The organism is Xanthomonas sp. GW, from assembly GCF_014236815.1.
GTDB lineage: Bacteria > Pseudomonadota > Gammaproteobacteria > Xanthomonadales > Xanthomonadaceae > Xanthomonas_A.
Genome location: NZ_CP051189.1, coordinates 565,059 through 590,425, shown reverse-complemented (window position 1 = coordinate 590,425; position 25,367 = coordinate 565,059). Strand labels below are relative to the sequence as shown.

General features: G+C 68.8%; 20 protein-coding genes. 3 read left to right on the top strand and 17 right to left on the bottom strand.

What is annotated here, in order from left to right; all coding sequences use genetic code 11:
* The first annotated feature begins 231 nt into the window (after positions 1–231).
* Positions 232–1,818: a thioredoxin family protein gene (locus tag HEP73_RS02610; RefSeq protein WP_185822007.1), complete on the top strand. Its 1,587-nt coding sequence runs from the start codon at positions 232–234 to the stop codon at positions 1,816–1,818.
* A gap of 157 nt (positions 1,819–1,975) precedes the next feature.
* Here HEP73_RS02610 and HEP73_RS02605 read toward each other — a convergent pair whose 3' ends face one another.
* From HEP73_RS02605 to HEP73_RS02585, 5 genes are read right to left on the bottom strand one after another with little or no spacing between them, the layout of a single operon-like run.
* Positions 1,976–2,446, bottom strand: a complete 471-nt coding sequence (locus HEP73_RS02605) for a hypothetical protein (protein WP_185822006.1) — start codon at positions 2,444–2,446, stop codon at positions 1,976–1,978.
* Positions 2,443–3,369, bottom strand: coding sequence for a heme o synthase (cyoE, locus tag HEP73_RS02600; protein WP_185822005.1), 927 nt, complete (start codon positions 3,367–3,369; stop codon positions 2,443–2,445). The genes HEP73_RS02605 and cyoE overlap by 4 nt, the downstream gene beginning before the upstream one ends.
* Positions 3,366–4,529 (bottom strand): COX15/CtaA family protein, encoded by a 1,164-nt coding sequence (locus HEP73_RS02595; protein ID WP_185823264.1) that lies wholly within the window; start codon positions 4,527–4,529, stop codon positions 3,366–3,368. Before HEP73_RS02595 ends, cyoE begins: the two co-directional genes overlap by 4 nt.
* 11 nt (positions 4,530–4,540) lie before the next feature.
* Positions 4,541–5,116 carry a hypothetical protein gene (locus HEP73_RS02590; protein ID WP_185822004.1) on the bottom strand — a complete coding sequence of 192 codons (576 nt, stop codon included), beginning with the start codon at positions 5,114–5,116 and terminating at the stop codon, positions 4,541–4,543.
* Between the two features lie 27 nt (positions 5,117–5,143).
* Positions 5,144–5,902: an SURF1 family protein gene (locus HEP73_RS02585; RefSeq protein ID WP_185822003.1), complete on the bottom strand. Its 759-nt coding sequence runs from the start codon at positions 5,900–5,902 to the stop codon at positions 5,144–5,146.
* Between the two features lie 30 nt (positions 5,903–5,932).
* Between HEP73_RS02585 and HEP73_RS02580 the strand changes: the two genes are divergently transcribed.
* Entirely contained in the window at positions 5,933–6,151 is a 219-nt protein-coding gene (locus tag HEP73_RS02580; protein ID WP_003480622.1) for a twin transmembrane helix small protein, read from the top strand.
* Positions 6,152–6,256: 105 nt separating this feature from the next.
* On the opposite strand, the gene HEP73_RS02575 is transcribed toward HEP73_RS02580, so the two are convergent.
* Genes HEP73_RS02575 through HEP73_RS02555 form a run of 6 tightly spaced genes read right to left on the bottom strand, consistent with a single transcriptional unit; the run spans position 6,257 to position 10,998 of the window.
* Positions 6,257–7,132 (bottom strand): cytochrome c oxidase subunit 3, encoded by an 876-nt coding sequence (locus HEP73_RS02575; RefSeq protein WP_185822002.1) that lies wholly within the window; start codon positions 7,130–7,132, stop codon positions 6,257–6,259.
* Between the two features lie 20 nt (positions 7,133–7,152).
* Positions 7,153–7,743 (bottom strand): cytochrome c oxidase assembly protein, encoded by a 591-nt coding sequence (locus tag HEP73_RS02570; protein ID WP_185822001.1) that lies wholly within the window; start codon positions 7,741–7,743, stop codon positions 7,153–7,155.
* Positions 7,740–7,871, bottom strand: coding sequence for a hypothetical protein (locus HEP73_RS22550; protein ID WP_255423645.1), 132 nt, complete (start codon positions 7,869–7,871; stop codon positions 7,740–7,742). Before HEP73_RS22550 ends, HEP73_RS02570 begins: the two co-directional genes overlap by 4 nt.
* Complete coding sequence (ctaD, locus tag HEP73_RS02565; RefSeq protein WP_185822000.1) at positions 7,871–9,481, bottom strand: cytochrome c oxidase subunit I; 1,611 nt, start codon at positions 9,479–9,481, stop codon at positions 7,871–7,873. Before ctaD ends, HEP73_RS22550 begins: the two co-directional genes overlap by 1 nt.
* Before the next feature lie 30 nt (positions 9,482–9,511).
* Positions 9,512–10,501 (bottom strand): cytochrome c oxidase subunit II, encoded by a 990-nt coding sequence (coxB, locus tag HEP73_RS02560; protein WP_185821999.1) that lies wholly within the window; start codon positions 10,499–10,501, stop codon positions 9,512–9,514.
* Positions 10,502–10,521: 20 nt separating this feature from the next.
* Complete coding sequence (locus tag HEP73_RS02555; RefSeq protein ID WP_185815046.1) at positions 10,522–10,998, bottom strand: DUF2244 domain-containing protein; 477 nt, start codon at positions 10,996–10,998, stop codon at positions 10,522–10,524.
* A 274-nt stretch (positions 10,999–11,272) separates the two neighbouring features.
* On the opposite strand from HEP73_RS02555, the gene putA reads away from it, so the two are divergent.
* Positions 11,273–14,458: a bifunctional proline dehydrogenase/L-glutamate gamma-semialdehyde dehydrogenase PutA gene (gene putA, locus HEP73_RS02550; RefSeq protein WP_458309670.1), complete on the top strand. Its 3,186-nt coding sequence runs from the start codon at positions 11,273–11,275 to the stop codon at positions 14,456–14,458.
* 164 nt (positions 14,459–14,622) lie between these two features.
* On the opposite strand, the gene HEP73_RS02545 is transcribed toward putA, so the two are convergent.
* From HEP73_RS02545 to HEP73_RS02520, 6 genes are all read right to left on the bottom strand, one after another.
* Entirely contained in the window at positions 14,623–16,035 is a 1,413-nt protein-coding gene (locus tag HEP73_RS02545) for a family 4 glycosyl hydrolase (RefSeq protein ID WP_185821997.1), read from the bottom strand.
* Positions 16,016–16,942, bottom strand: a complete 927-nt coding sequence (locus HEP73_RS02540; RefSeq protein WP_185823263.1) for a carbohydrate kinase family protein — start codon at positions 16,940–16,942, stop codon at positions 16,016–16,018. The genes HEP73_RS02545 and HEP73_RS02540 overlap by 20 nt, the downstream gene beginning before the upstream one ends.
* A complete protein-coding gene (locus HEP73_RS02535) occupies positions 16,939–18,315 on the bottom strand; it encodes an APC family permease (protein ID WP_185821996.1) in 1,377 nt (458 codons plus the stop codon). Before HEP73_RS02535 ends, HEP73_RS02540 begins: the two co-directional genes overlap by 4 nt.
* A 70-nt stretch (positions 18,316–18,385) precedes the next feature.
* Positions 18,386–20,257: a beta-galactosidase gene (locus tag HEP73_RS02530; RefSeq protein WP_185821995.1), complete on the bottom strand. Its 1,872-nt coding sequence runs from the start codon at positions 20,255–20,257 to the stop codon at positions 18,386–18,388.
* A gap of 71 nt (positions 20,258–20,328) precedes the next feature.
* Complete coding sequence (locus HEP73_RS02525) at positions 20,329–23,310, bottom strand: TonB-dependent receptor (protein ID WP_185821994.1); 2,982 nt, start codon at positions 23,308–23,310, stop codon at positions 20,329–20,331.
* A 632-nt stretch (positions 23,311–23,942) separates the two neighbouring features.
* Positions 23,943–25,280, bottom strand: coding sequence for an outer membrane protein transport protein (locus HEP73_RS02520; RefSeq protein WP_185815040.1), 1,338 nt, complete (start codon positions 25,278–25,280; stop codon positions 23,943–23,945).
* Positions 25,281–25,367 lie beyond the last annotated feature (87 nt).

Below are 25,367 nucleotides of genomic sequence, written 5' to 3'. Positions count from 1 at the left end.
GCGAAAGCGGAACGCTGCGCGGTAGCTGCCCCGCCACGCGCCATCGTCCGTGCCGTGTGGCAAACGCGCGCTGGCCGCCGCCGCTGAATCGCGGGATATGCACATGCGCAACCGGCATGTCCGCCGGGTACCCGCGGCCCGATCGGCTAGGTAGAGTGCACGGTTGGCGCCATGGCCTGCACGGCATTCCGCCGTTGCCGCCCCCTCCCCTCTCCGCCCGGTGACCGACATATGCGCCGTATGTTCCGCCTTTCCGTGATGACGTCCGCCAGCCTTGCCGCGCTGCTGGCGCTGGGCGGCTGCGACAAGCCACCCGCTCCCGCCAAGCCGCAGGTCGCCGCGCCGGCCAAGGCGCCCGACAGCGCCGGCATCGCCTGGCGCGAGGGCGATGTCGACGACGCCTTCGCCGAAGCGCGCGAGCAGAACAAGCCGGTGCTGCTGTACTGGGGCGCGGCCTGGTGCCCGCCGTGCAATCGGCTCAAGGCCACGCTGTTCAAGGACCCGGGCTTCATCGCCCGCACCCGCGCCTTCGTCGCGGTGCACCTGGACGGCGATTCGGAAGGCGCGCAGGCCTGGGGCGAACGCTTCGGCATCAAGGGATATCCGACCATCATCGTGCTACGTCCGGATCGCAGCGAGGTCACCCGCCTGGCCGGCGACAGCGACACCGGGCGTCTGGCCGAGGCCTTGCGCGTGGCCGCGACCCGCACCACCACCTCGGCGCAGCTGCTGCAGAAGGCGCTGCAGGCGCCGGCCACACTCAGCGCCGACGATTGGACCCTGCTCGGCGAATACGGCTGGGCGGTGGATGCGAGCCAGCTGGTCAAGCCGGAGCAGGCCGCCGGCGTGCTCGCGCAACTGGCCGCCGCCGCGCCGCAGCCGGCGCTGCAGCGCCGCTTCGCGCTGCTGGCGCTGGCCGCGCGGGATCCGGACAAGGCCGGCGCCACCGACGCCAAGCGCCGCGCCGCCGATCGCAGCCTGCTGCAGGCGGTGCTGGCCGATCCGGCCGAGGTCCGCGCCAACCGCAGCACCCTGACCTACTCGGCGCGCGAGCTGGTGCAGGCCGCGGCCGCCGATGCCGGCGAACGGGCCACGCTGTCCAACGCGCTGACCGGCGCGCTGGACAAGGTCTATGCCGACAGCAGCCTGCCGATCAGCGACCGCCTGGATACCGCGTACGCCGACATCCAGCTGGCGCGACTGGCGCAGGGCCAGCCGGCCGACACCGGCGACGCGCCGCATCCGCCGCTGCCGGCCGCGGTGGTCGCCAAGGTGCAACAGCGCGTGCAGTGGGCCGAACAGGCGGCCAAGACCGACTACGAACGCCAGTCCACGATCAGCAATGCCGCCGGCCTGCTCGACGACGCCGGCGACAGCGCCGGCGCCGAACAGCTGCTGCTGGCAGAGCTGGGGCGCAGCAAGACGCCGTACTACTACATGCCGGAACTGGCCGGCCTGGCCGAGGCGCGCGGCGACAAGCAGACCGCGCTGTACTGGCTGAAGAAGGCCTACGAGAGCGCCGAAGGCCCCGCCACCCGGGTGCAGTGGGGCGTGCTCTATGTCGACGGCCTGATCCGGCTGCAGCCGGACAACGCGGCCGCGATCGAGGCCGCCGCCGGCCAGGTCATCGGCGAACTGGCCGGGCAGCCCGGCGGCTACCACCAGCGCACCAGGCAGCGCTTCGACACCCTGGCCAAGGCCCTGCAAGGCTGGAGCAAGGGCCATGGCGGCAGCGCGGTGCTCGCACGCCTGCAGCACAAGATGCAGCAAAGCTGCGGCAGCCAGGACCGCGACAGCTGCCAGCACTGGCTGAGCTGAGCGCCCAGGTCATCGCGGCATGCGCCCGTGCTGGCGCACGCGCCTGCCAGTCAATGCGCGCCGCGCCGGGCGCCATCGAACGAAGGCATCGCATCATCCATCGGAGCCGCTCCGGCCCAAACCGGCTGCGGCGCCCGCCGCGGTCGATCGGCGCGGCTCAGTCGGCGGCAGCGTCCGGCCACAGCGTCGCCACCACCTTCAGCCTGACCCGCGGCGGGCCGAGCGTGGAGGCCACGCGCCAGCCGTCCGGCGCGGGCTGCCGCTGCAGCGCATAGCGCACCCGTTCGCTGCCGCCGTGCGGGTGAGGCATCAGTTGCCATGCCGCCGGCAGGGCCAGCGTGTCGGCGTATTCGAACAACACCACGACCTCGCAACGCGCGGGGTCGTCGCAGCGCACCGCGCCGCGCTGCCAGCCGCGCACCGCATGCAGCACGTCCCAGCCCGGTTCGTCGTAGCCGCGCGGCGCCACGATGTAGCGCGCGAACGGCCAGGCCTGCAGCCGCCCGCCGTCCAGTTCGAAGGCCAGGTAGGCGTCGATCGCCTGTTCCGGCGTGTCCCATGCCAACGCCGGCAACGGCAGCGCCGCCAGCGTCAGCGCCAGCAGCGCGGTGTGGCGCAGCCGGCTCACGCGCCGGTCGGCATCGGCATCGGCAGTGCCGGCAGCAGCCAGTGATCGACCAGCAGGAACGCGAACAGCGCCATCAGGTAGACGATCGAATAGCCGAACATGCGCATCGAGAACATCTCGTCCGGCGGGTCGAGCATGCGCCAGGCGTACCAGACGAACACCGCGTTCAGCACCAGCGCGCCGCCGAGGTAGAACACACCGCTCATGCCCACCGCCGCCGGCAGCAGCGTCGCCACCACCAGCAGCAGCGTGTACACCAGGATCTGCTTGCGCGTATGCGCCACGCCGTGGGTGACCGGCAGCATCGGCACCGACGCCTTGGCGTAGTCGGCGCGGCGGAAGATCGCCAGCGCCCAGAAGTGCGGCGGCGTCCACACGAAGATGATCAGCACCAGCAGCGAGGCGTAGGCCCAGTCCCACTGGCCCTGCATGCCGGTGATCGCGGCCCAGCCCAGCAGCGGCGGCGCCGCGCCGGCCAGGCCGCCGATGACGATGTTCTGCGGCGTGGTGCGCTTGAGGAACACGGTGTAGATCACCGCATAGCCGATCAGCGAGGCGAAGGTCAGCACCGCGGTGATGGTGTTGACCCAGATCACCAGGATCGCCATCGACAACGCGGTCAGCGCCGTGGCGAACAGCAGCACCTGCCACGGCAGCACCTTGCCCACCACCAGCGGCCGCCACGAGGTGCGCGCCATCTGCGCGTCGATGCGCGCGTCCAGCAACTGGTTGATCGCCGCCGCGGCCGATGCCGCCAGCCAGATGCCGAAGAAGCCGATCAAGCCGGTGCGCACCTGCGCCCAGGTCGGCACGCCGGGAACCGCCAGGCACATGCCGACCAGTGCGGTGAACACGATCAGCGCCACCACCTTGGGCTTGGTCAGGTCCCAGTAGTCGCGCCAGTGGATGCCCTTCGCGCTCATTGCGGCGCCCGCAGCCGCGCCAGCAGCGACACCAGCACGAACAGCAGCGCCACCGCGCCGGCGTTGTGCAGCACCGCCACCGGCAGCGGCAGCGCCAGCTTGACGTTGAGGATGCCCAGGCTGACCTGCGCCACCAGCAGCAGCGCCAGCGCCGCCGCCCAGCCGCGCATGCCCGGCGAGCGGCTCAGCCGCCAGCCCAGCCACAGCAGGTAGGCCGCCACCAGCAGCGCCATCATCCGATGCGCCATCTGGATCGCGATGCGCGCCGCGCCGTCGAGCACGCCACCTTCGTAGTCCACGCCGATGCCGCGCCACAGGGTGAAGCCTTCGCGGAAATCGTGCGGCGGCCACCACTGGCTGACGCAGCGCGGGAAGTTGTCGGCCGACCAGCTGCCGCCGCCGCAGGCCAACGCCGCGTAGTTGGCGCTGACCCAGCCGCCGAGCGCGATCTGCAGCGCCAGCAGCGCCACGCCCAGGCGCAGCAGCCACTTCAGCCGCGACGCGTCGGCCAGGGTGATCGGCAGGTGGGTGGCGCGCCAGGCCATCCACACCAGCAGCGAGAACATCAGCAGGCCGCCGAGCAGATGCCCCATCACCACGATCGGCTTGAGCAGCAGGGTCACCGTCCACATGCCGAGCAGCGCCTGGAAGATCACCACCGCCAGGGTCAGCACCGCCGCGCGCGCCAGGTCGCTGTTGGACCAGCGCAGCGCCGCCAGCAGCAGGATCGCTTCGCCGGCAGCGGCCAGCGCCATCGCCAGCGATGGCCAGCCGGACATGTACAGCGGGATCGACAACGCCACCAGCACCGCGGCGCCGACGATCTGGGCGATGCCCAGGCGCCGCCGGCGCGCAGCCAGCAGCGACAGCACCAGCACTTCCACGCCCAGCGCCCCGGCCAGGAAGCGGTGCACCTGCTCGCGCCAGGCCTTGTGCGTCTCCAGCGGGCGGATCTTGCTGGCCGCGTGCGCGTTGGCCTCGTCGCTGGTCTGTGGCCAGGTCACCCGGCCATAGCAGGTCGGCCAGTCCGGGCAGCTCATGCCCGCATCGGACAGGCGCACGAACGAACCGAACATGATCGTGCTGGCGGTGAACAGCGCCGCCAGCCAGGCCATGCGGTGGAAGTGCCGAAACAGCGCCGGTGGCGCGAACAGGTTCATAGAGGGACGGCTCACAGGAGTTTCAGCAGCTTCGCCAGGTCCGCGCGCAGCCCGGCCGGGTCGAAGCCCGGCGCGTAGCGCAGCACCACGAAGCCGTTCGGATCGATCACGTAGACCGGCACCCCGGCGGCGTCGTGCACGCGCGGCAGGCCGTCCAGCAACGCCGCGTCGGCACGCAGCACGCGCACCTGCGGCAGCGCGCGCACCGCCGGCGGCGGCGTGCCGATCCACAGAATCTGCACGTGGTCGGCGTCGTGGCCGAACAGCTGCCAGACCTTGTCCAGGTCGCGCGCCAGCGCCTCGCAGGCGGTAGTGCAGTCGCGCGGCGGGGCCAGCGCGATGCGCCACAGCCGCTGCTGCGGCTGCCAGGCGTAGACGCTGCCGTCGTCGAGCCGCGGTTGCAGCGCGCGCAGGTCAGCCGGCGGCTTCAGCAACTCGCCGTGGTTGCGGCTGCCGGGCGGTTGCCAGCCAGAAAAACGCAGCGCGCCGGCGACCAGCATCGAGCCGAAGAACAGGGCGAACAGCGCGATCAACGTCCAGCGGCCGCGCGTGGTCGCCTGGCGTGGAGCCGAGGGGGAAGCATTCATGCCGGGGATTTTCTCATGCGCGCGCGCTCAGCGCCCGCCCCGCCCCTTGCGCGCACGCCAGCTGAGCAGGCCCGCGGTGATCAGCACGGCCAGCGCCAGGCCGAACCATTGCACCGCGTAACCCAAGTGGCGCTCGGGCGGCAGCGTGTTCGGCAGCATGTCCAGGTCGCGCGGATAGCCAAGCGGCAGAGCCGGATCCAGGCGCAGCACCTGCGACAAAATGTCGCGGCGGCCGAGCGCCTGGCCGATCGCCGCCGGCTCGATGCGCATCGCCAGCCACAGCTGCGGCGCCGGCGCGGCGACCAGCGCCGGCCCCAGGGTCAGCCCGTGCGAAGGCGCCGGCCCGAGCAGGCCGACCAGCGTGTAGCGCCCTTGCAATGGCACCGGCCTGGGCAATGCGCGGTCGGCCGGCAGTGGCAGCCACCCCAGTTCGACCAGCAGCGGCGCCGATGCGTCATCGGCCAGGAACGGCTGATAGACCTTGACCCCGCTGCGGCCTTCGCGCAGCTGGTTGTCGAGCAGGATCTGCCCGGGCAGGAAACGGCCGGCGCCGTGCACCCAGGCCAGTTGCGTCGGCGACGCCGTGCGCAGCGCAGCGGACAACGCCTGCGGACGGTCGCGGATGTGCGCGGCCTGCGCGAGCAAGGCCTGTTTCTCGTGCATGCGCAGCAATTGCCAGCGGCCCAGCGCGCAGAATCCCAGCGCCACCGCCAGCGCAATGCTCCAGCCCAGCCACAGCGGCATGCGCGCGCGCGTGGCGACGCGCGAAGACGCGGCGAGGGTCATAATGCGGCGATACCGTGCACCGAGACGCCCATGAACGACTCGCTGAAAACCCTGCTGATCGTCGCGTTCCTGCTGGTCATTCTGTGGAACCTCGGCGCCGGCCTGTACTACCTGTTGGTGGACCGCGGCCAGAGCAAGCGCACGGTGAACGCACTGACCTGGCGCATCGGCCTATCGGTGTGCCTGATCCTGTTGGTGATCCTGGGCATCTACACCGGCGTGATCAAGCCGCACGGGCTAGGTCGCTGAGAAGCCGGGAATGGAGAATCGGGAATAGGGAATAGGGAATAGGGAATCGCAACAGCAGCGCCCTGCTTTGCCGAATCCCCAATCCCGAATCCCTAATCCCAGCCGTCAAAGTACATAGACGAACAGGAACAACGCCAGCCACACCACGTCGACGAAGTGCCAGTACCACGCCGCCGCTTCGAAGGCGAAGTGGTTGTCGCGGCTGAAATGTCCGCGCGCCGAGCGCAGCCACATCACCAGCAGCATGACCGTGCCCAGCAGCACGTGCACGCCGTGGAAGCCGGTGAGCATGAAGAAGGTCGAGCCGTAGATGCCCGAGCCCAAGGTCAGGTTGAGCTCCTTGTAGGCGTGGATGTATTCCTCGGCCTGGAAGTACAGGAAGGCGCAGCCCAGCAGCACGGTCAGTCCCTGGAACACCAGCAGGCGCGTGCGATGGCCGGCTTTCAGCGCGTGATGGGCGATGGTCAGGGTCACGCCGGAGCTGAGCAGGATCAGCGTGTTGATCAGCGGCAGGCCCCACGCCGGGATGGTCTGGAACTGGCCGCCGATCGCGCCCGGGCCGTTGGTCGGCCAGGCCGCCGAATAGCCGTCCCACAGCAGCGCATTGGTCATCACCCCGTCGCCGGCGCCACCCAGCCACGGCAGGATGAAAGTACGGGTGTAGAACAGCGCGCCGAAGAACGCGCCGAAGAACATCACTTCGGAAAAAATGAACCAGACCATCCCCATGCGGAACGACACGTCGACCTGGCGGTTGTAATGGCCGGCGATCGATTCGCGGATCACGTCGCCGAACCACATGAACAAGGTCGCCACCAGCATCGCGATGCCGGTGAAGAAGGTCCACTTGCCCCAGTCCGCGTCGTTGAGCCAACTGGCCACGCCGATCATGGTCACGAACATCGCGATCGAGCCGATGAACGGCCAGCGGCTCTGGCTGGGCACGTAATAGGCAGTGGCGTCGGTGCTGGGCTGGGCCATGGCGGGCGTTCCGGGTGAGGTCAAGGGGCCGCGCGCACGGAACCGGCCAGTTTCGGCGATCCCAGTTCCGCGCTCAGCGCATCGTTCTTGTAGAAGGTGTACGACAGGGTGATGGTGGTGACGTCGCCGGGCAGGTTCGGGTCGACGATGAAGCGCACCGGCATGTCGCGCTTCTCGCCGGCCTGCAGGGTCTGCGCGGTGAAGCAGAAGCACTCGGTCTTGGTGAAGTAGCCGGAGGCCCGCGCCGGCGCCACCGACGGTACCGCGCTGCCGACGATGGCGCGTTCGCCGTCGTTGCGCGCGTAGTACAACGCCTCGTTGAGTTCGCCGGGCACCACCTGCATGGTCAGCTGCTCGGGATGGAACGACCACGGCAGCTTGGAATTCACTCCGCCATCGAACTCGACCTTGACCGTGCGCTTGCCGAGCAGCGGCTTGCCCGCCTGCGGGCCTTCGCCCGGGCCGCGCTCCAGACGCACGCCGAACACTTTTTCGCAGGCGATGCGGTACAGCGGCACCAGCGAGAAGGTCAGCACGAACACCGCCAGCGCCACGCCGACCAGCTTGAAAAGCCCGGCGCTGCTGTGCACGCGCGGCGCCGGCGCGCTCATCGGCCGATCACCCCGGACAGGATGAAGCCGGCATAGATCAGCACCGCGACCGCACCCACCACCAGCGCGGTACGCGCGGCGCGCTTGCGGCGCAGGGCCATTTCGTCGAGCGGCGTCTGCGTGGTCATCAGTGGCTGATGTCGTCGTGGGCCAGGTCGCCGGGCTTGAGCACCGGCGGGAAGGTGAAGGTGTGCGCCGGCGCCGGCGACGGCACGGTCCATTCCAGGCCGCGCGCGCCTTCCCAGGCCCGCGCCTCGGCGCGCGCGCCGTTGCGCAGCGACGCCAGCAGGATGCCGGCCATCAGGAACGGGGTGACGAACATGCCGAACGCGCCGATCGAGCTGACCAGGTTCCAGTCGGCGAACACCACGTTGTAGTCGGGAATGCGCCGCGGCATGCCGGCCAGGCCGAGGAAGTGCTGCGGGAAGAACAGCAGGTTGACGAACAGCATCGTCCACCAGAAATGGAACTTGCCCCAGGCCTCGCTGTACATGCGCCCGGTCCACTTCGGCCACCAGTAGTAGACCGCGGCGATCAGCCCGAATACCGCGCCGGTGACCAGCACGTAGTGGAAGTGCGCGACCACGAAATAGGTGTCGTGGTACTGGAAGTCGGCCGGCACGATCGCCAGCATCAGCCCGGAGAAGCCGCCGATGGTGAACAGGATGACGAACGACACCGCCCACAGCATCGGCGCCTCGAAGGTCAGCGAGCCCTGCCACATGGTGCTGACCCAGTTGAACACCTTCACCCCGGTGGGGATGGAGATCAGCATGGTGGCGAACATGAAGTAGATCTCGCCGCCCAGCGGCATGCCCACGGTGAACATGTGGTGCGCCCAGACGATGAAGCTCAGGAACGCGATCGCGGCGATCGCGTACACCATCGCCTGGTAGCCGAACAGCGGCTTGCGGCTGAAGGTCGGGATGATCTCGCTGACCACGCCGAACGCCGGCAGAATCATGATGTAGACCTCCGGGTGCCCGAAGAACCAGAAGATGTGCTGGTACATCACCGGATCGCCGCCGCCGGCCGCATTGAAGAAGCTGGTGCCGAAGAACTTGTCGGTCAGCAGCATGGTCACCGCGCCGGCCAGCACCGGCATCACCGCGATCAGCAGGAACGCGGTGATCAGCCAGGCCCAGCAGAAGATCGGCATCTTCAGCAGGTCGATGCCGGGCGCGCGCATGTTCAGCACGGTGGCGATGATGTTGATCGCGCCCATGATCGAACTGATGCCGGCGACGTGGATCGCGAACACGCTGAAGGCGACGTTGTAGCCGCCCTGCAGCGACAGCGGCGGGTACAGGGTCCAGCCGCCGGCCGGCGCGCCGCCGGGCAGGAAGAAGGTCAGCAGCAGCAGGGTGAAGGCCACCGGCAGCAGCCAGAACGACCAGTTGTTCATGCGCGGCAGGGCCATGTCCGGCGCGCCGATCTGCAGCGGGATCATCCAGTTGGCCAGGCCGACGAAGGCCGGCATCACCCCGCCGAAGATCATCACCAGCGCGTGCACGGTGGTCATCTGGTTGAAGAATTCGGGCTTGACGAACTGCAGCCCCGGTTGCGCCAGCTCCGCACGGATCACCACGCTCATCGCCGCGCCGACGATGAACATCGTGAAGCTGAAAAGCAGGTACAGCGTGCCGATGTCCTTGTGGTTGGTGGAGAACAACCACCGTTCCACGAAGCTCTGCTGATGCCCGTGCTCGTCGTGGTGATCGACTGCGGAATGGGCCATGGCGGCTACCTCAAAAAAGAATGCAGGAGATCAGGCGGCTTGCACGGTCAGGTGCGAGCCGGAACGAAGACGGAGCAGCAAGGCCTGCGGCGGCGCGGCCGGCGCGGTGGCCTCGGGTGCGGGCGCATCCGGAGCCGCCGGCGCGGCGGGCGCCTCGGCAGGTGCGGCAGCCGGCGCGGCCGGGGCCGCCGCCGGTGCCGGCTTGCGCGCCGCCAGCCACTTCTGGAAGTCCTGCTTGGACACCGCCTCGACCACGATCGGCATGAAGCCGTGGTCCTTGCCGCACAGTTCCGCGCATTGGCCGCGGTACACGCCGGGGGTGTCGATATCGGTCCAGGCTTCGTTGATGATCCCGGGGATGGCGTCCTGCTTCCAGCCCAGCGCCGGCACCCACCAGGCGTGGATCACGTCGTCGGAGGTGATCACGAAGCGCACCTTGGTGTTCACCGGCAGCACCAGCCGGTTGTCCACGTCGAGCAGGTAGTGCGGATTGCTCTCCAGGCTCGGCACCTGGCCGCTCTGGCGCATGCGGTCGGAGTCGCGTGCCAGGCGGCTGGTGAAGGAGACGTTCTCGCCCAGGTATTCGTAGCGCCACATCCACTGGTAGCCGGTGACCTTGACGGTCAGCTCGGCGTCGCGGGTGTCGTACATGGCGATCAGCTTGGCCGTGGCCGGCCACGCCATCGCGATCAGGATCAGCACCGGGATCACCGTCCAGATCACCTCGGCCTTGGTGTTGTGGCTGAACTGCGCCGCGACCGCGCCCTTGGACTTGCGGAACTTGAACATCGCATAGCCCATCGCGCCGAACACCAGCACGCCGATGGCCGCGCAGATCCACAGCGACAGCATGTTCGAATCGTAGGCGTTGCGCGCGCTCTGGGTGACGCCGCGGCCCATGTTCAACTGCCAGGGTTTCGGATCGGCCGATTGTGCCCACGCCATGGGTGCGGCCAGCGCCGCCGCCAATGCCATCCCGCCCCTGACCGCCTGTTGCTTCCACATGCCGCATTGCTTCATTGCCTAGACCCCTTGGAGCGTCATCGGTTGCGGCCGGTCGCGGCCGCCAGCAAGCCTTCCAGGGTCTGTGCCAGCTCGCGGCGCTCGCCCGGGCCGAGAAACTCGCCGACCCGGACCTGCTTGCCGCTGCACGCCAGCACCACCCTGTCGTCGCCTTCGATCCGCAACCGCACCCAATGCGGGTGGGCGCGGAACGCCGGCGTTCCTGCATTCGTGCGGGTCACTTCCACGCAGCCCGGACCCACCCGGATGTCCTCTTCGCGATCGCCGCTGCGCCATGACCAGCGCAGCGCGAGCGCCACCACGATGCTGTGCAGCAAGGCGAACGCCGGCGCGAACACGTTGCCGGCCAACCACCCCAGCACCGCCACCGCCCACATCGCCCCGGCCAGCGCCGCGAACAACATCACGAATTGCCGGGCACTGAGCGCCCGCGGCGGCCGCAGCCGCAGCTGCGTACCCGCTCCCTCCGCAGAAAACGGACACATTTCGATCATGTCGAACCGCGCTTCCGAGCCGCCGCGCTGTCCCAGCCGCGAGCAACGATTCGATGGTAGCCCCGGGCCTGCGCGCCGGCAAGCGCGCGTTCATCATAAAAAATGCTGCGTTGCAACCAAATTCTCTCCGCAGACGTTCAGCCATCGACGTCCGGCGCGGACAACGGAGCGCCGCGCCGACGCGCTGCGCGAGCGGGCGCTGGCATAAAATGCGCGCATCTTCCCTGGTCCTCCCTGCATGAACGCTCTGTCTGGCGCCGGTTCCGCACCGGCGATGCCGTCCGCGTCTCCCTCGCCGTTGCTTGCCCCCGAACTGCTCCCCGCCTCCCACGCACTGCGCGCCGCGATCACCGCCGCGTGGCTGAAGGACGAGGCCGACCACGTGCGCGAACTGCTCGAGCAGGCGCGCCTGCCCGCCGCCGACCAGGCCAAGGTGCAGGCGCTGGCCGCCGACCTGGTCACCCGGGTGCGCGCCCGTGCCCAGAACCAGGGCGCGATCGAGGCCTTCATGCGCCAGTACGACCTGGGCAGCGAGGAAGGCGTGCTGCTGATGTGCGTGGCCGAGGCACTGCTGCGCATCCCCGACCAGGAAACCGCCGACAAGCTGATCCGCGACAAGCTCGGCGACGCGGACTGGAAGAAGCACATGGGCGAAAGCGACTCGGTGCTGGTCAACGCCTCCACCTGGGGGCTGATGCTCACCGGCAAGCTGGTGCAGATCAACGACCTGACCCGCGCCGACGTGGCCGGCGCATTCAAGCGCCTGATCGGCCGCGTCGGCGAGCCGGTGATCCGCCTGGCGGTGCGCCAGGCGATGAAGATCATGGGCCACCAGTTCGTGATGGGCCGGACCATCGGCGAGGCGCTGTCGCGCTCCAAGAAGGGCGACAACGCGCACTACCGCTACTCGTTCGACATGCTCGGCGAAGGCGCGCTGACCATGAAGGACGCGCACCGCTACCTCGACGCCTACCGCCAGGCGATCCACGCGATCGGGCGCAGCGGTCCCAACGGCTCGTACCAGGGCAGCGACGTGTTCGCCGCGCCCAGCATCTCGATCAAGCTGTCCGCGCTGTACCCGCGCTACGAACACGCCAAGCGTGCGCGGGTGATGGCCGAGCTGGTGCCGGGCGTGCTGGAGCTGGCGCAGCTGGCCCGGTCCTACGGCATCGGCTACACGGTGGACGCCGAAGAGGCCGACCGCCTGGAGCTGTCGCTGGACATCATCGAAGCCACCTTCTCCGATCCGTCGCTGGACGGCTGGGAAGGCTACGGCCTGGCGGTGCAGGCGTACCAGAAGCGCACTCCGTACACGATCGACTTCCTCGCCGACCTGGCGCGCCGCGTCGGCCGCCGCATCCCGGTGCGCCTGGTCAAGGGCGCGTACTGGGACGCGGAGATCAAGCGCGCGCAGGTCGAAGGCCATCCGGGCTACCCGGTGTTCACCCGCAAGCAGAACACCGACGTGTCCTACCTGGCCTGCGCCAAGCGCATGTTCGCGCACAGCGACGCGCTGTACCCGATGTTCGCCACCCACAACGCGCAGACCATCGCCGCGGTGCGCGCCATCGCCGGCGGCAAGGACTACGAACACCAGAAGCTGCACGGCATGGGCGACGACCTGTACGCCGAGGTGATCCCCGCCGACCGCCTGGGCGTGCCGTGCCGCGTGTACGCGCCGGTCGGCTCGCACGAGGACCTGTTGCCGTACCTGGTGCGGCGCCTGCTCGAGAACGGCGCCAACTCCAGCTTCGTCAACCGCATCACCGACGAGGACGTGGCCATCGAGGACTTGATCCGCGATCCGGTCGAGGCCGTGTCCGCATTCGCCTCCATCCCGCATCCGAAGATTCCGCTGCCGGCCGACCTGCTGCGCAGCCAGAACCACAACAGGAAAAATTCCATGGGCGCCAACCTCGCCAACGACAACGACCTGCGCGCGCTGGCCGACCAGCTCAACGCCGCGATCAAGCCCTGGCAGGCCGCGCCGCTGGTGCCAGGCGCGCCGAACGCCAGCGCACCGCTGGACGTGACCAACCCCGCCGACCGCCGCCAGGTGGTGGGCCGCTGGCAACCGGCCGACGCCGCCACCGTGGAAAAGGCGCTGGCCAACGCGGTGGCCGCGCAGCCGGGCTGGAACCGCACCCCGGCCGCCAGCCGCGCCACCATCCTCGAGCACGCCGCCGACCTGCTGGAAGCGCGCATGCCCGAGTTCATCGCGCTGTGCGTCAAGGAAGCCGGCAAGACCCTGCCCGACGGCGTCGCCGAAGTGCGCGAAGCGGTGGATTTCCTGCGCTACTACGCCGGCCAGGCGCGCGCCCAGTTCGGCGCGCCCGAGCGCCTGCCCGGGCCGACCGGCGAGTCCAACGAACTGCAGCTGCACGGCCGCGGCGTGTTCGTGTGCATCAGCCCGTGGAATTTCCCGCTGGCGATCTTCCTCGGCCAGGTCGCCGCGGCGCTGGCCGCCGGCAACGCCGTCATCGCCAAGCCGGCCGAGCAGACCAACCTGGTCGGCCATGCCGCGGTGAAGCTGCTGCACGACGCCGGCGTGCCGGAGGCGGCGGTGCAGTTCCTGCCCGGCGACGGCGCCACCGTCGGCGCCGCGCTGACCCGCGATCCGCGCGTGGCCGGCGTCGCCTTCACCGGCTCCACCGAGACCGCGCGCGCGATCAACCGCGCGCTGGCCGCGCGCGACGCCGCGATCGGCGTGCTGATCGCCGAGACCGGCGGCCAGAACGCGTTCATCGCCGACTCCTCGTCGCTGCCCGAAGCAGTGGTCAAGGACGCGATCTCCAGCGCCTTCATCTCCGCCGGCCAGCGCTGCTCGGCCGCGCGCGTGCTGTTCGTGCAGGACGACATCGCCGACAAGGTGATGACCATGCTCGCCGGCGCGATGGCCGAACTGAAGATCGGCGACCCGGGCCTGCTGTCCACCGACGTCGGTCCGGTGATCGACGCCGACGCGCTGCAACTCCTCACCGACCACGCCGCGCGCATGGACCGCGAAGCGCGCCTGATCGCGGTGGCCGCCAGCGACGACGGCACCGCCCACGGCAGCTTCTTCGCCCCGCGCGCCTACGAACTGCAGTCGCTGGCGCAGCTGCAGCGCGAGATCTTCGGCCCGGTGCTGCACGTGATCCGCTGGAAGGCCGACCAGCTCGACGCGGTGATCGAGCAGATCAACGCCACCGGCTTCGGCCTGACCCTGGGCGTGCATTCGCGCATCGACGAGACCATCGAGCGCATCGCCGCACGCGTGCAGGTCGGCAACGTCTACGTCAACCGCAACCAGATCGGCGCGGTGGTCGGCGTGCAGCCGTTCGGCGGCCAGGGCCTGTCCGGCACCGGCCCCAAGGCCGGCGGCCCGCACTACCTGCTGCGCTTCGCCACCGAGAAGGTGGTGACGGTCAACACCACCGCGGCCGGCGGCAATGCGTCGTTGCTGACCTTGGGCGACTGATCGGCGCAAGGGTTCCCCACAGCACTTCTGTAGGAGCGGCTTCAGCCGCGACAGGCACTCTCCGGTGAGGCCATGTCGCGGCTGAAGCCGCTCCTAAAAAAATCACACAAGAACTCGGCACATGCGGCGACGGATCCATCTCCGTCGCCGCGCACGCATGCCGATCAGCCATGCCAATGCATCGGCCCCTGGCACAGGCACTGGCCGTCGTCGCTGAGATGCCCGAACAGGCCTTCCAGCAAGTCGTGCGACGGCGTCCATTCGCCGATCGCCGGATGGATCAGCATCGCCTTGCGCGCCGTCAGGCGGCTGCCCGACAGCACCGCCTCGATCGCGGCACGCTCATAGGCCTTCACCGCACGGATCAGGCCGTGCACCGCATCCGGCAGCGGCGCGGTCGGGCACGGCACGATGCGGTCGCGGTCGATGTGCGAGGAAATCTCCACGATGTCGTCGTCGGGCAGATCGGCGATCGCGCCCTGGTTGCGCACGTTGACCACGATCTTGGCCGGCACCGCGCCGGTCAGCGCGCTCATCACGTCGATGGCGATGCGGTGATAGCCGGTGCTGACCCGGAACGGATCGGCCTGCAGGCTGACCCCGGCATCGAACGCCGAACCGCCTTCGGCCTCCAGCTTCATGTACGAGCCCGAACGCTGATTCAGATACGCCGCATACGCCTGCACCGCGCCGTGGCCGTCGCCGGCCTGCAGGCGGCTGCCGAGCGTGGCGATCAAGGCGTGGTTCAAGGTCTCGATCTCGGCACCGCGGCTGCCGCCCTGGGTGCGCTGGTTGGCCAGCGCGCGGCGCCGCTCGTAGTAGAAGAACAGGTATTCGGTCGGGATCAGCCGCAACTCGCGGATCATGTCGAAATCGAACAGCGGTGCCAGGTACAGCTGGCGCAGCAGCGCGTCGTCCTGCAGCAGCCGGTCGATGACTTCCTCGCCGTGCAGGCGCACGCCGCGCACCCAGCCCAGATGGTTGAGGCCGACGTAATCGCATTCCACCGCGGCGTGGTGCGCGCCCAGCGCATGCGCGATGTTATGGAACAATTCGGTCGGGGTATCGCAGATGCCGACGATCTTGGCGCGGGTATGCGTGGTCACGGCCTGGGTGATCAACCCGGCCGGATTGGTGAAGTTGACCAGCCACGCGTCCGGGCTCAAGCGTTCCACCAACCGCGCCTGCGCGATCGACACCGGCACCGTGCGCAAGGCCATGGCCACGCCGGCCGGGCCGGTGGTCTCCTGCCCCGGATAGCCCTGATCGATGCTCACCCGCTCGTCGGCGGCACGCTGCGCGATGCCGCCGATGCGGATGCTGTTGAGCACGAAGTCCGCGCCTTCGATCGCATCCTCCAGCGAATCGGCGGCGCGCAAGCGCAAGTCGCCGCCGAACTCGGTCACCACCGCGCGGCCCATCGCCACCATCAGCTGCACGCGCTCCGGATCCGGGTCGTACAGCACCATCTCCTCCACGCCCAGTGCCGCGGCCGCCTCGTTGACCCCATACACGACCAGTGGCGAGCGCACCCCGCCGCCGCCGATCAAGGCGATCTTACGATTCGTTGCTGTCATTGAAGTTCCTCAGTTGGTCGAAATCGGGGAGGCCGTCCAGCGCGCCGAGCGCGGCGCAGCAGGACGCGCCGCAGAAGCAGGCGCGGCGCAGGCAGTCGTCGAGTCCTGCGCCGTCGAGTAGCGCATCGATGAAGCCCGCATCGAAGGCGTCGCCGGCGCCGGTGGTGTCGCGCACCTGCACCGCGGGCGCGGCCACGCGGCGCGCGCCGGCCGCGTCGACCGCCATCGCGCCGGCGCCGCCGAGCTTGATCGCCGCATGCCGCAGCCCCAGCGACGCGGCCCACTGGCGGCACGCCTCGGCGCCGTCGCCGCAGCCGAGCAGCGCGGCCTCTTTCTGGTTCGGCAGGAAATAGTCCACCTCGCGGCAGGTGGCGAGATTGTGCGACGCGGCCAGCCAGTCCGGGCTGAAGCCCACGTCCAACGAGGTCGTGCAGCCGGCCGCAGCCAGCGCCGGCAGCAGCGTCTGCGCCAGCGCGCGCGGCAGCGGCATCGCGAAATGCACGTGGCGCGCCGCGCACAGTTCGTCCAGCACCTCGGCGCGCGCGAGCAGCGCATCGAGCTGGGCGTTGGCGCCCAGGTAGGTGAAGAACGCGCGGTCGTCGGGCATCGACACGCTGACCGTGATCCCGGTGCCGGCCGGGTCGCTGCGCAAGCCGTCGCTGCGCACCTGGAACTGGCCCAGGCGCTGCGCGAACCAGGGCCGGTCGCTCTCGCCGATCAGGCCGATCAGCCGCGTGCTGCGCCCCAGCCGCGCCAGCCCGCAGGCGGTGTTGACCGTGCCGCCGCCGAGCTCGCGCAGATAGGCGCTGGCCAGGGCTTCCTCGCCCGGCTGCGGCCAGCGCTGGAAACCGCTGAGGATGTGATCGGCATAGATCTCGCCGACCACGGCGACGTCGCACGCGCTCATCGCGCTGTCCAAGGCCATGTGCCCTGCCTCCTGGCTTGCATCAAGAACAACGCCGTGCCCACCCCAAGCGCCACCACCGCCGCGAGCAGGTGGCGGCCCTGGCTGGTGGCCAGGATGTACAGCCAGCCGGCCACGCTCACCCACAGCGGCCACGGATACAACGGCATCGAGAACGCATCGGGCGGACGCTGCGCTTGCCGCCGCAGCAACACCACCGCCAGGCACTGCGCCATGAACTGGAACATGATCTGGATGACCATCAGCGTGGCGATCAAATCGTCCAGCGACAGCAGGCAGGCCAGCGCCGAGGTCGCGCCGACGAACAGCAGCGACACGGTCGGGAAACGGCCGCGCGGATGCAGCCGCGCGAACACCCGGAAGAACTGCCCCTCGGCCGCCGCCGCGTACGGCACCCGCGAATAGCCCAGCAATACCACCAGCGCCGAGCCCCAGCTGGCCAGCATGATCAGTGCGACCGCGATGGTGCTGCCGACATGCCCGTAGATCGCCTGCATGAAATCTGCCACCACCGCCTTGGACTGCGCCGCCTGCTGCCACGGCAGCACGCCGAGGATGGCCACGTTCAAGCCCAGGTACAGCGCCGCCACGATCGGGATCGAACACAGCACCGCCAGCGGGATATTGCGCCGCGGCTGGCGGATCTCGCCGCCGAGCATGCACACGTTGTTGTAGCCGCCGTAGTCGTACACCGCGATCAGCGCCACCGCGCCGAAGCCGAGCCAGAAGCCGTGCGGCGAGACCGCACCGGCATGCAGGAAACGCTGCGCGATCGCCATGTCGAAATGCAGCAGGCCGCTGGCCACGATCCACACCACCGCCGCCACCACCGCGGCGGTGACCAGCAGCGACAGCACCTGCACCGAGCGCACTTCGCGATACAGCAGGGCGGTGTTGAACAGGCACAGCGCCGCGGCGATCGCGGTCAGCTGCCATGGCGCCAGGCCCGGCGCCAGAAACGCCAGGTATTGGGTGAAGCCGACCGCCGCCGCGCCGATCGACAACGGCGCAGTCAGCAGCGTCTGCCACAGGTACAGAAAACCGAACAGGCTGCCCAGGCCGTCGCGGCCATAGGCCTCGCGCAGGTAGTGGTACGGCCCGCCGGATTTGGGAATCGCCGAGCCCAGTTCGGCCCAGACCAGGCCGTCGCACAGACACAGCAGCGCGCCGGCCACCCAGCCCAGCAGCACCATCGGTCCGGCCAGCGCCGACAACGCCAGCGGGATGGTGATGAACGGGCCGATGCCGACCATGTTCAGCAGGTTCGCGGACAGCCCGCCCCAGAATCCGATCGCGCGCGGCGGCGCGTGCCCGGCATCGTGGCGCGCAGAGGCATCGGGCGTGGTCAGCAGCATGCGGACTCCCTTGTCGCCGGCGCGACGCAATGGGTGGGATGGAGACGGTCGGTGTGTATGCGGCGCAGGCTCATGCGTGTGCTCCTTGCAGCGAGTCCGCACAATGGATCGCGGCGGCGCGGGTGCGGTGCAGATCGAACACCAGCACCTCGTTGCGGCCTGGCCGCAGCCACGACCCAGGGCAGTACAGGCCTTGCTGCGGCCCGATGCGCCAGTAGCGGCCGAGCAACTGGCCGTTGACCCACAGATAACCCTTGTCCCACTCGCGCATGTCCAGGTAAACATCGCCGTTCGACTCGACCACGATCTCCGCACGGAAGAACAGCCCCGGCCGCGAGGACGCAGCTCGCAGCGGCTGCAGCGCCTGGATCCACGCGTCGTCCAGCGCGATCGGATACGCCTGCCAATCCTGCAGCGGCGCGCCTTGCAACTGCACCTCGCCGAGCAGCCCCTTGGCATCGCCCAGCGCGGGGCCGAAGTTCACGTGGCCGAAGCTGTCGACCAGGATCTCCAGCGTGCGCTGCGCCTGCTGCGCCCGTGGCAGCGCCAGCTGCGGCGACGACTGCAACGTGCGATGCCGCACCCGCGACACGCGCCCCGCTTCCTCGCCATCTACATGCACCACCGCGTAGTCGTGCACGCCGTCCACGCGCAGCTGCGCGCCGGGGCCGATGCGGCGGCGATACAGCACCAGTCCCTGGTCCTGGCCGAACAGCACCTCGTTGCCGGTCGGCGCCACGGTCGCAACCGGCGCCGCGGGCAGGTTGTCCCACAGGGACGCATAGGGCAGCGCCAGGGTCGGCGCGAAGGTCGTGCGCGGCGGCGGCGCCGGCGGCTGCGGCAGGCGCTGCGGCATAGACGCGGCGATCGCATCGCGCATCGCGAAATACGCCGGCGTCGCCGCGCCGCGCTCGTCGATCGGCGCGCCGTAGTCGTAACTGGTCAACGCAGGCTGGAAGTTGGAGCCGTCGTCGTCGGCATTGGCGCCGGCGCTCAGGCCGAAGTTGCTGCCGCCATGCACCACGTACAGATTGAACGAATGCCCGTGCGCCAGCAGCCGGCGCAGCGTCGGCAGGTAGTCGCGGCGCGCGAAATCGGCCTCGCCCCAGTGCGTCAGCCAGCCCGGATAGCCCTCGGCCACCCACACCGGCGCATCGCCGGCGAAGGCGCGGCCGTGCTGCAGGTCGGCCAGGTCGGCGCCGTCCAGGCCCAACGCTGCACCGGGCAGGTAAGCCTTGCGCCGACGCAAATCCTTCATGCCGTCGGCGACCGCGAACGGCCCGTCGATGCCGTGTTCCTGCCACAGCGCACGCAGCGCCTGCAGGTAAGCGACGTCGTCGCCGAACATCGAATACTCGTTCTCGATCTGCAGCATCAGCACCGGCCCGCCGGCCGCCGCCATCAGCGGCGCGATGCGCGGCGCCACCGCGGCGATGTAGCGCCGCACCGCCGCCATGTAACGCGCATCGCCGGCATCGCGCAGGCGCATGCCCGGCTCGCGCAACAGATAGGCGGGCAGGCCGCCGAGCGTCCACTCGGCGCAGACGTAGGGGCCGGGCCGCAGATAGACCCACATGCCTTCCTGCGCACACAGGCGGATGAAGGCGGCGAAATCGCGGCGATCGCTGTCCAGGTCGAACACGCCCGGCTCCGCTTCCAGCGCGTTCCACATCAGATACAGGGCGATGGTGTTCAAACCCATCGCCTTGGCCATGCGGATCCGGTGCAGCCAGTACTCGCGCGGAATGCGCAGCGGATGCATCTCGCCGCTGCGGATCTGCCACGGCTGGCCGTCGAGCACGAACTGCCCCTGCGCAAAGCCGAACGTGTGCGGACGCCCATCCGGCTCGGGCGTGGCAGCCGTGGCGATCGCAGCCGCTGGCGCGGCCGCCATCCCGAGCGGCGCGAGCACGCTGAGCAGGCAAAAATTGCGACGTTTCATCGAGGTCTCCGAAGGCGGCGGCGCAAGGGGGCGGCGCAAACGCGCACCGCCCCGATCCTGCGGAGAGCGGGCTAGAACGCGTACTTGGCGGTCAGCAACGTGGTCATGCCGGCATCGACGATGTCCGAGACCGCCAGATCGCTGCGGCCCACGTGCGCCCAGTAGCTGTACTCCTTGGTCAGGTTGGAGATCGACAGATCCAGGCTCAGGCCGTTGTCGAAGTGGTAGCCGGCATGCAGGTCCACCCGCCGGGTCGGACGCGCCCACAGGTCGTCCCAGGTCGCGCCCTGGTGCAGATAGTCGTAACCGAGCAGGTAGGAGCTGCTGAAGTGGTAGCTCAGGTTCACCGAGAAACGCTCGCGTTCGTAGAACAGCTCGACATTGGCCATGGCATTGGGCGCGGACTGCATGTGCTCGTTCTCGAAACCGTCCATGCCCAGGTCGGCGCGCGCATGCTGGCGGGTGGCGTTGAAGCTCACGCCCAGGCCGTTCAGCGGTTCGGGCAGGTCCTGGAAGCGTTGGCGCGCGCTCACCTCCAGGCCGTAGACGCGGCCGTCGCCGCCGTTGGTCGGCATCGAATAGAACACCGTGCCGCTGCCGCTGGAACCAGGATTGGCCTGGCCGGAGCCGGCGTCGTAGATGTAGTTGCGCAGGCGCTTGTAGAAACCGGCGACCGAGAAGAAGCCGCCGTGCTCGGTGGACCATTCGCCGGACAGGTCCAGGTTGGTGGATTCGATCGGCTTCAGGTCCGGGTTGCCCTGGGTGATGGTGGTGACGGCGGGGACGCTGTTGGAGATGCTGATGTTGGATCCGCCGCCCAACTGCACGAACGCGGGCCGGGTATAGCTGGTCCACAGCGAGGCGCGGTAGGCGGTGCGGGCATCGGGGCGATAGGTCAGGAACACGCTCGGCAACGGTTCGTCGTAGGACGTGTGGTTGCTGTCGAAATAACCGACTGTTTCGTTGCCGTCGGCATCGGACGGCGTCACCCAGAACGTGTTGTGGATGCTGCTGTGCTCGAAGCGCACGCCCGGCACGATCTCCAGGTTGCCGAGCGAGAAGGTCGCCATCGCATAGGCCGCGGCGACCGCCTCGGTGCCGCGCATGGTGTTGCAGTTCCAGTTGTTGACGTAATACGCCTTGCCGCAGCTGTCCAGGTCGTCGTCGCGCAGATGGCTGTAGATGACGTTGCTGACCGCGGTCTCGCTGACCTTGGGCGTGACCCAGGGATACTTGCCGGGGAAGATCGCGCTGTAGTTGCCGTTGAAGATGCCCAGATCGCCGAGCGTGCTGGTGTCGTCGACGCCGCCGGTCCACCAGTCGCGGTTGCTGAAATTGCGCGAGCTCTTGCTGTACTTCACCCCGAACTGCAGCGCCGACAGCGCGCCGTCCTCGAAGTCGTAGCGCACGTCGAACTTGGCGCCACCCTTCTTCTGCCCGGAATAGATCTTGGTCAGTTCGCCGTAACTGCTGGCGTACAACGACGGGATATTGTTGACCTGCGCCAGCAACGCCGGAGTCAGTTGCGGATACGGGAAGGCGCCGCTGCCATAGTTGACCAGGCTGCTGCCGGAGTAGGCGTAGTTGGTCTGCGAGAACTTGTCCTCGCGGCCGTCGATCTCGACATGGTTGGGACGGTCGTTGTCGCCAAAGCTGTAGAACAGGTTCGGCATGAAGGTCCAGCCGCCGGAGGTCTTGCGCGCGCCGATCTGGAACGTCGCCAGGTCAGCGATTTCCGGATTGGTCTCGTACCAGAAGCGCGAGGCGATGCGGCCGATGTTGGGCGTGTAAACGCCTGCGGTCGCGCTCGGTACGTAGGTCACGTCCTGCGGCAGCAACTGCACGAAGGTGGTGCCCTGGTCGGTCTTGGCGTAGGCATAGGTGGCGCGCGCATACAGCGACAGGCTGTCGTCGACCTGCCAGTCGAACGAGGCGTTGCCGCCATAGCGGCGTTCCCAGCCGGCGACCACGCCGACATTCATGCCGGTGCTGGTCAGGTTGTGCTGCGGATCGTAGCCGGCGGCGTTGCCGCCGTCGGCATCGGCATGCAGGAACGCCCACGAATGGTCGTTGAGCGCGCTGGTCGCCGCTGCCACCTCGCTGTTGGTCGAGGTGCGGTAGTCGTAGTAGGCGCTGGCGTAGAAACCGAACTGCTGTTCGTCGCCGAACTTGTGCTGGAACTCGCCGGCCAGGCCGCCGCCCAGGCCGTCGCCGCCGTAGTCGCGCGCGCGGCTCTCCAGGCGACCGCTGCCGGTCACGCTGCCGCTGGTGGCCTGCTTGTAGTCGAACGCGGTCGGCGTGCGGAAGTCGATGGTGCCGCCGATCGCGTCGCCGTCCATGTCGGCGGTGGAGGTCTTGTTGACCACGATGGTCTGCAGTCCCGACGGCGGCAGCAAGCTGAGCTGCACGCTGCGGCTGTACGGCATGCCCTGCGCGACGGTGACGCCGTCGATCAGGTTGACGTTGTATTCCGACGGCAGGCCGCGCACCGAGGCGAACATGCCCTCGCCGCGCGCCGCGCCATCCACGCCGCCGAAATAGCCCGAGCCGGTGGTGGTGATGTTGATGCCCGAGATCAGCCCCAGTGCCTCGGCGACGTTGTGCACCGCGGTGTGCTGCAGGTCGTTGGCGGACAGCACGTCCACCGTGTTCACGGCATTCATCTTCAGGTTGCTGGCGTCGTAGCGATTGGCGACGACGGTGATGTTCTTCAGCTGCTTGACCTCGTCCAGCGCGACGCTGAGCGCGGTGGTCCCGCTGTCGCTCACTTCGAAGCTGGTCTGCGCCGCGCTGAAACCCGGGTAGCTCGACTCCAGCGCGTACTGCCCCGCCGGCACGTCGGCGATCACGAAATGCCCATTGGCATCGGTCACCGCGCCATACGCGGTCCCGGCGATGCCGACCCGCGCGTTCGCGGCAGGTTTGCCGCTGCCTTGCACGCTGACCTGACCGGTCACCGTTCCCGCCACCGCCGTCAATGCGGCGCTCGCCCCCAGTACCGCCAGAATCGCCTCAACCAGGATCTTGCCGTTCGAACGCTTGCCACTGCACATGATGCTTCCCCTCGCCAAAAGTGCCATGCACCGGGCGCGACGCATGTCGGCGACCCGGATGTCGTTGGTACCGACCGGACGCACGGCGAATGCATGACCGCGCACGCTGCGGCGTCGCGCGCAAAAACGCGCGGGCACGGGCAACGGGACACGGGAAACAAACGCGAGTGCGTCGGTCAGATCAGACCGCGATGCACGATTAGCGTCGAGGCGGCGAGTAGCCGGCGACGCACTTGTCGCGTGAGCGCAGGGCACTCAGCTTGTGGCGAACGGTCATGCCGGCACGCCTTGGGAAACGCGCACGGCAGCCAGTGCCGAAGGCGCAGTACAGGAAAAGCGCGGCGTTGCAGCGCAGGACGAAGGGGTCGATTCGCGGTGGTGCATTGCCAACCTCTCCCATTCGTCGACCGCAGGCCGGATGGCGACGGCATGACTGCCGTGGCCGCGTGCCGATGTCACATCCCCATCGGCTTCACAAACCTTCTACGCCCGGGTGGGATGGCTGTCAAGCATTCGCGGCGGTATGCGCGAAGCCGCATTCGCAGCAGGGAAACGCGCATAAAAAAGCCCCGCCGAAGCGGGGCTCTCCTTGCGCGCGGCTTGCGCCGCGACACTGTCGCGCAAGCGATCGATCAGAACTTGTAGTTGACCGACGCCGCCAGCACGTTGCCGCTCACGTCGTAGCTGCCGATGAGCGTGTTGCCGGTCGCGGTGGTGGAGTTGATGCTCGGATCGCTGGTGAACAGGTGGGTATAGCCGAAGCTGTACTCGGCCTGCTCGGACGGACGCCAGCTCAGACCCAGCGAGACCCACTTGCGGCTCGCGTCGGGCACGCGCACGTCGCGGTGCTCGTTGCTGGTCGGGGTTTCGTCGTAGGCCAGGCCGCCACGCAGGGTCAGCGTGTCGCTCATGCGGTAGTCGGCACCGATCGAGACGAAGGTGGTGTCGTTGTAGGCGAAGTTCAGCACGCTGTTCGGCTGGTTGTTCGCGAAGTCCACCGTCACCTGGTCGAACTTGCTCCAGGCGGTGCGGCTGACGTCGGCCATCACCGTCCACTGCTCGTTGATGTTGTGGGTGAAGCTGGCGGTCGCGCTGGCCGGCAGCGTGACCGTGGCACGGCCCTTGGTGTCGACGAAGGTGCCCGGTGCGGCGACGGCCAGCACGGTGGCGGCGTTGGCCGGGGTGGTGAAGTCGGCGGTGCCGTCGGTGATCTTATGCTCGACCTTCGACCGGTAGCTGAAACCGATGTGGGTGTTCTCGTCGATGCTGAACAGGCCGCCCAGGGTGTAGCCGAAATCGGTGCTGTCGCCCTTGATGCGCGAGTAGCCATCGGCGCTGCCCGGCGCGAAGCCCGGCACGCGGCGCGCGGCCAGCACGCTGCCCAGATCGATCGCGTTGGACAGGTCGATGTCCAGGCGCTCGGCGAACACCGACGCGCCGAACGACACGTACGGGTTCACGTCGTAGGAGAAGGCGAGGTTGAGGTCGATCGCCTGCAGCTCGGTCTTGACGCCGTTGTAGCGGCCGACCCAGTCGCGGTCGTATTCGGTCTTGAAGCCGTACGGCACGGTCAGCGAGGTGCCGAAGTGCATGTTGTTGTTTTCGCCGAACGGCAGGTGGAAGTACACCGCCGGGACCGGCGCGATCGTGCCGGCATCGCCGCCGTTGCCGCCGGAGATCGCCGAGCCGGTGGCGTAGGTGCCGGTGCCGTCGTACTTGGCCGCGAACTGGATCGCGCTGACGTCGGCCTGGAACACCTTGCCGTCGAGCTGGCGCATGCCGGCCGGGTTGTTGGCGATGATCGAGGCGTCGCCGGGGGCGCTGCCGGAGCCGGCGAAGGCGCGGCCCAGGCCCTTGGCGCTGTTTTCCTTGAGCTGGAATGCGGCGCCGTGCGCCTGACCGATGGTCAGGGCGCCGACGATGCCGACGGCCAGGGCGGTGAAGCGGACGAACTGGGTTGCGTTTTGCATGGCTTGTTACTCTCCGGAAGACGAAAATGTCTGTGTTCGCGTCTGCGCATCCCAGCTGAGCAAGCCGGAAATGCGCGCCGGAGTCCC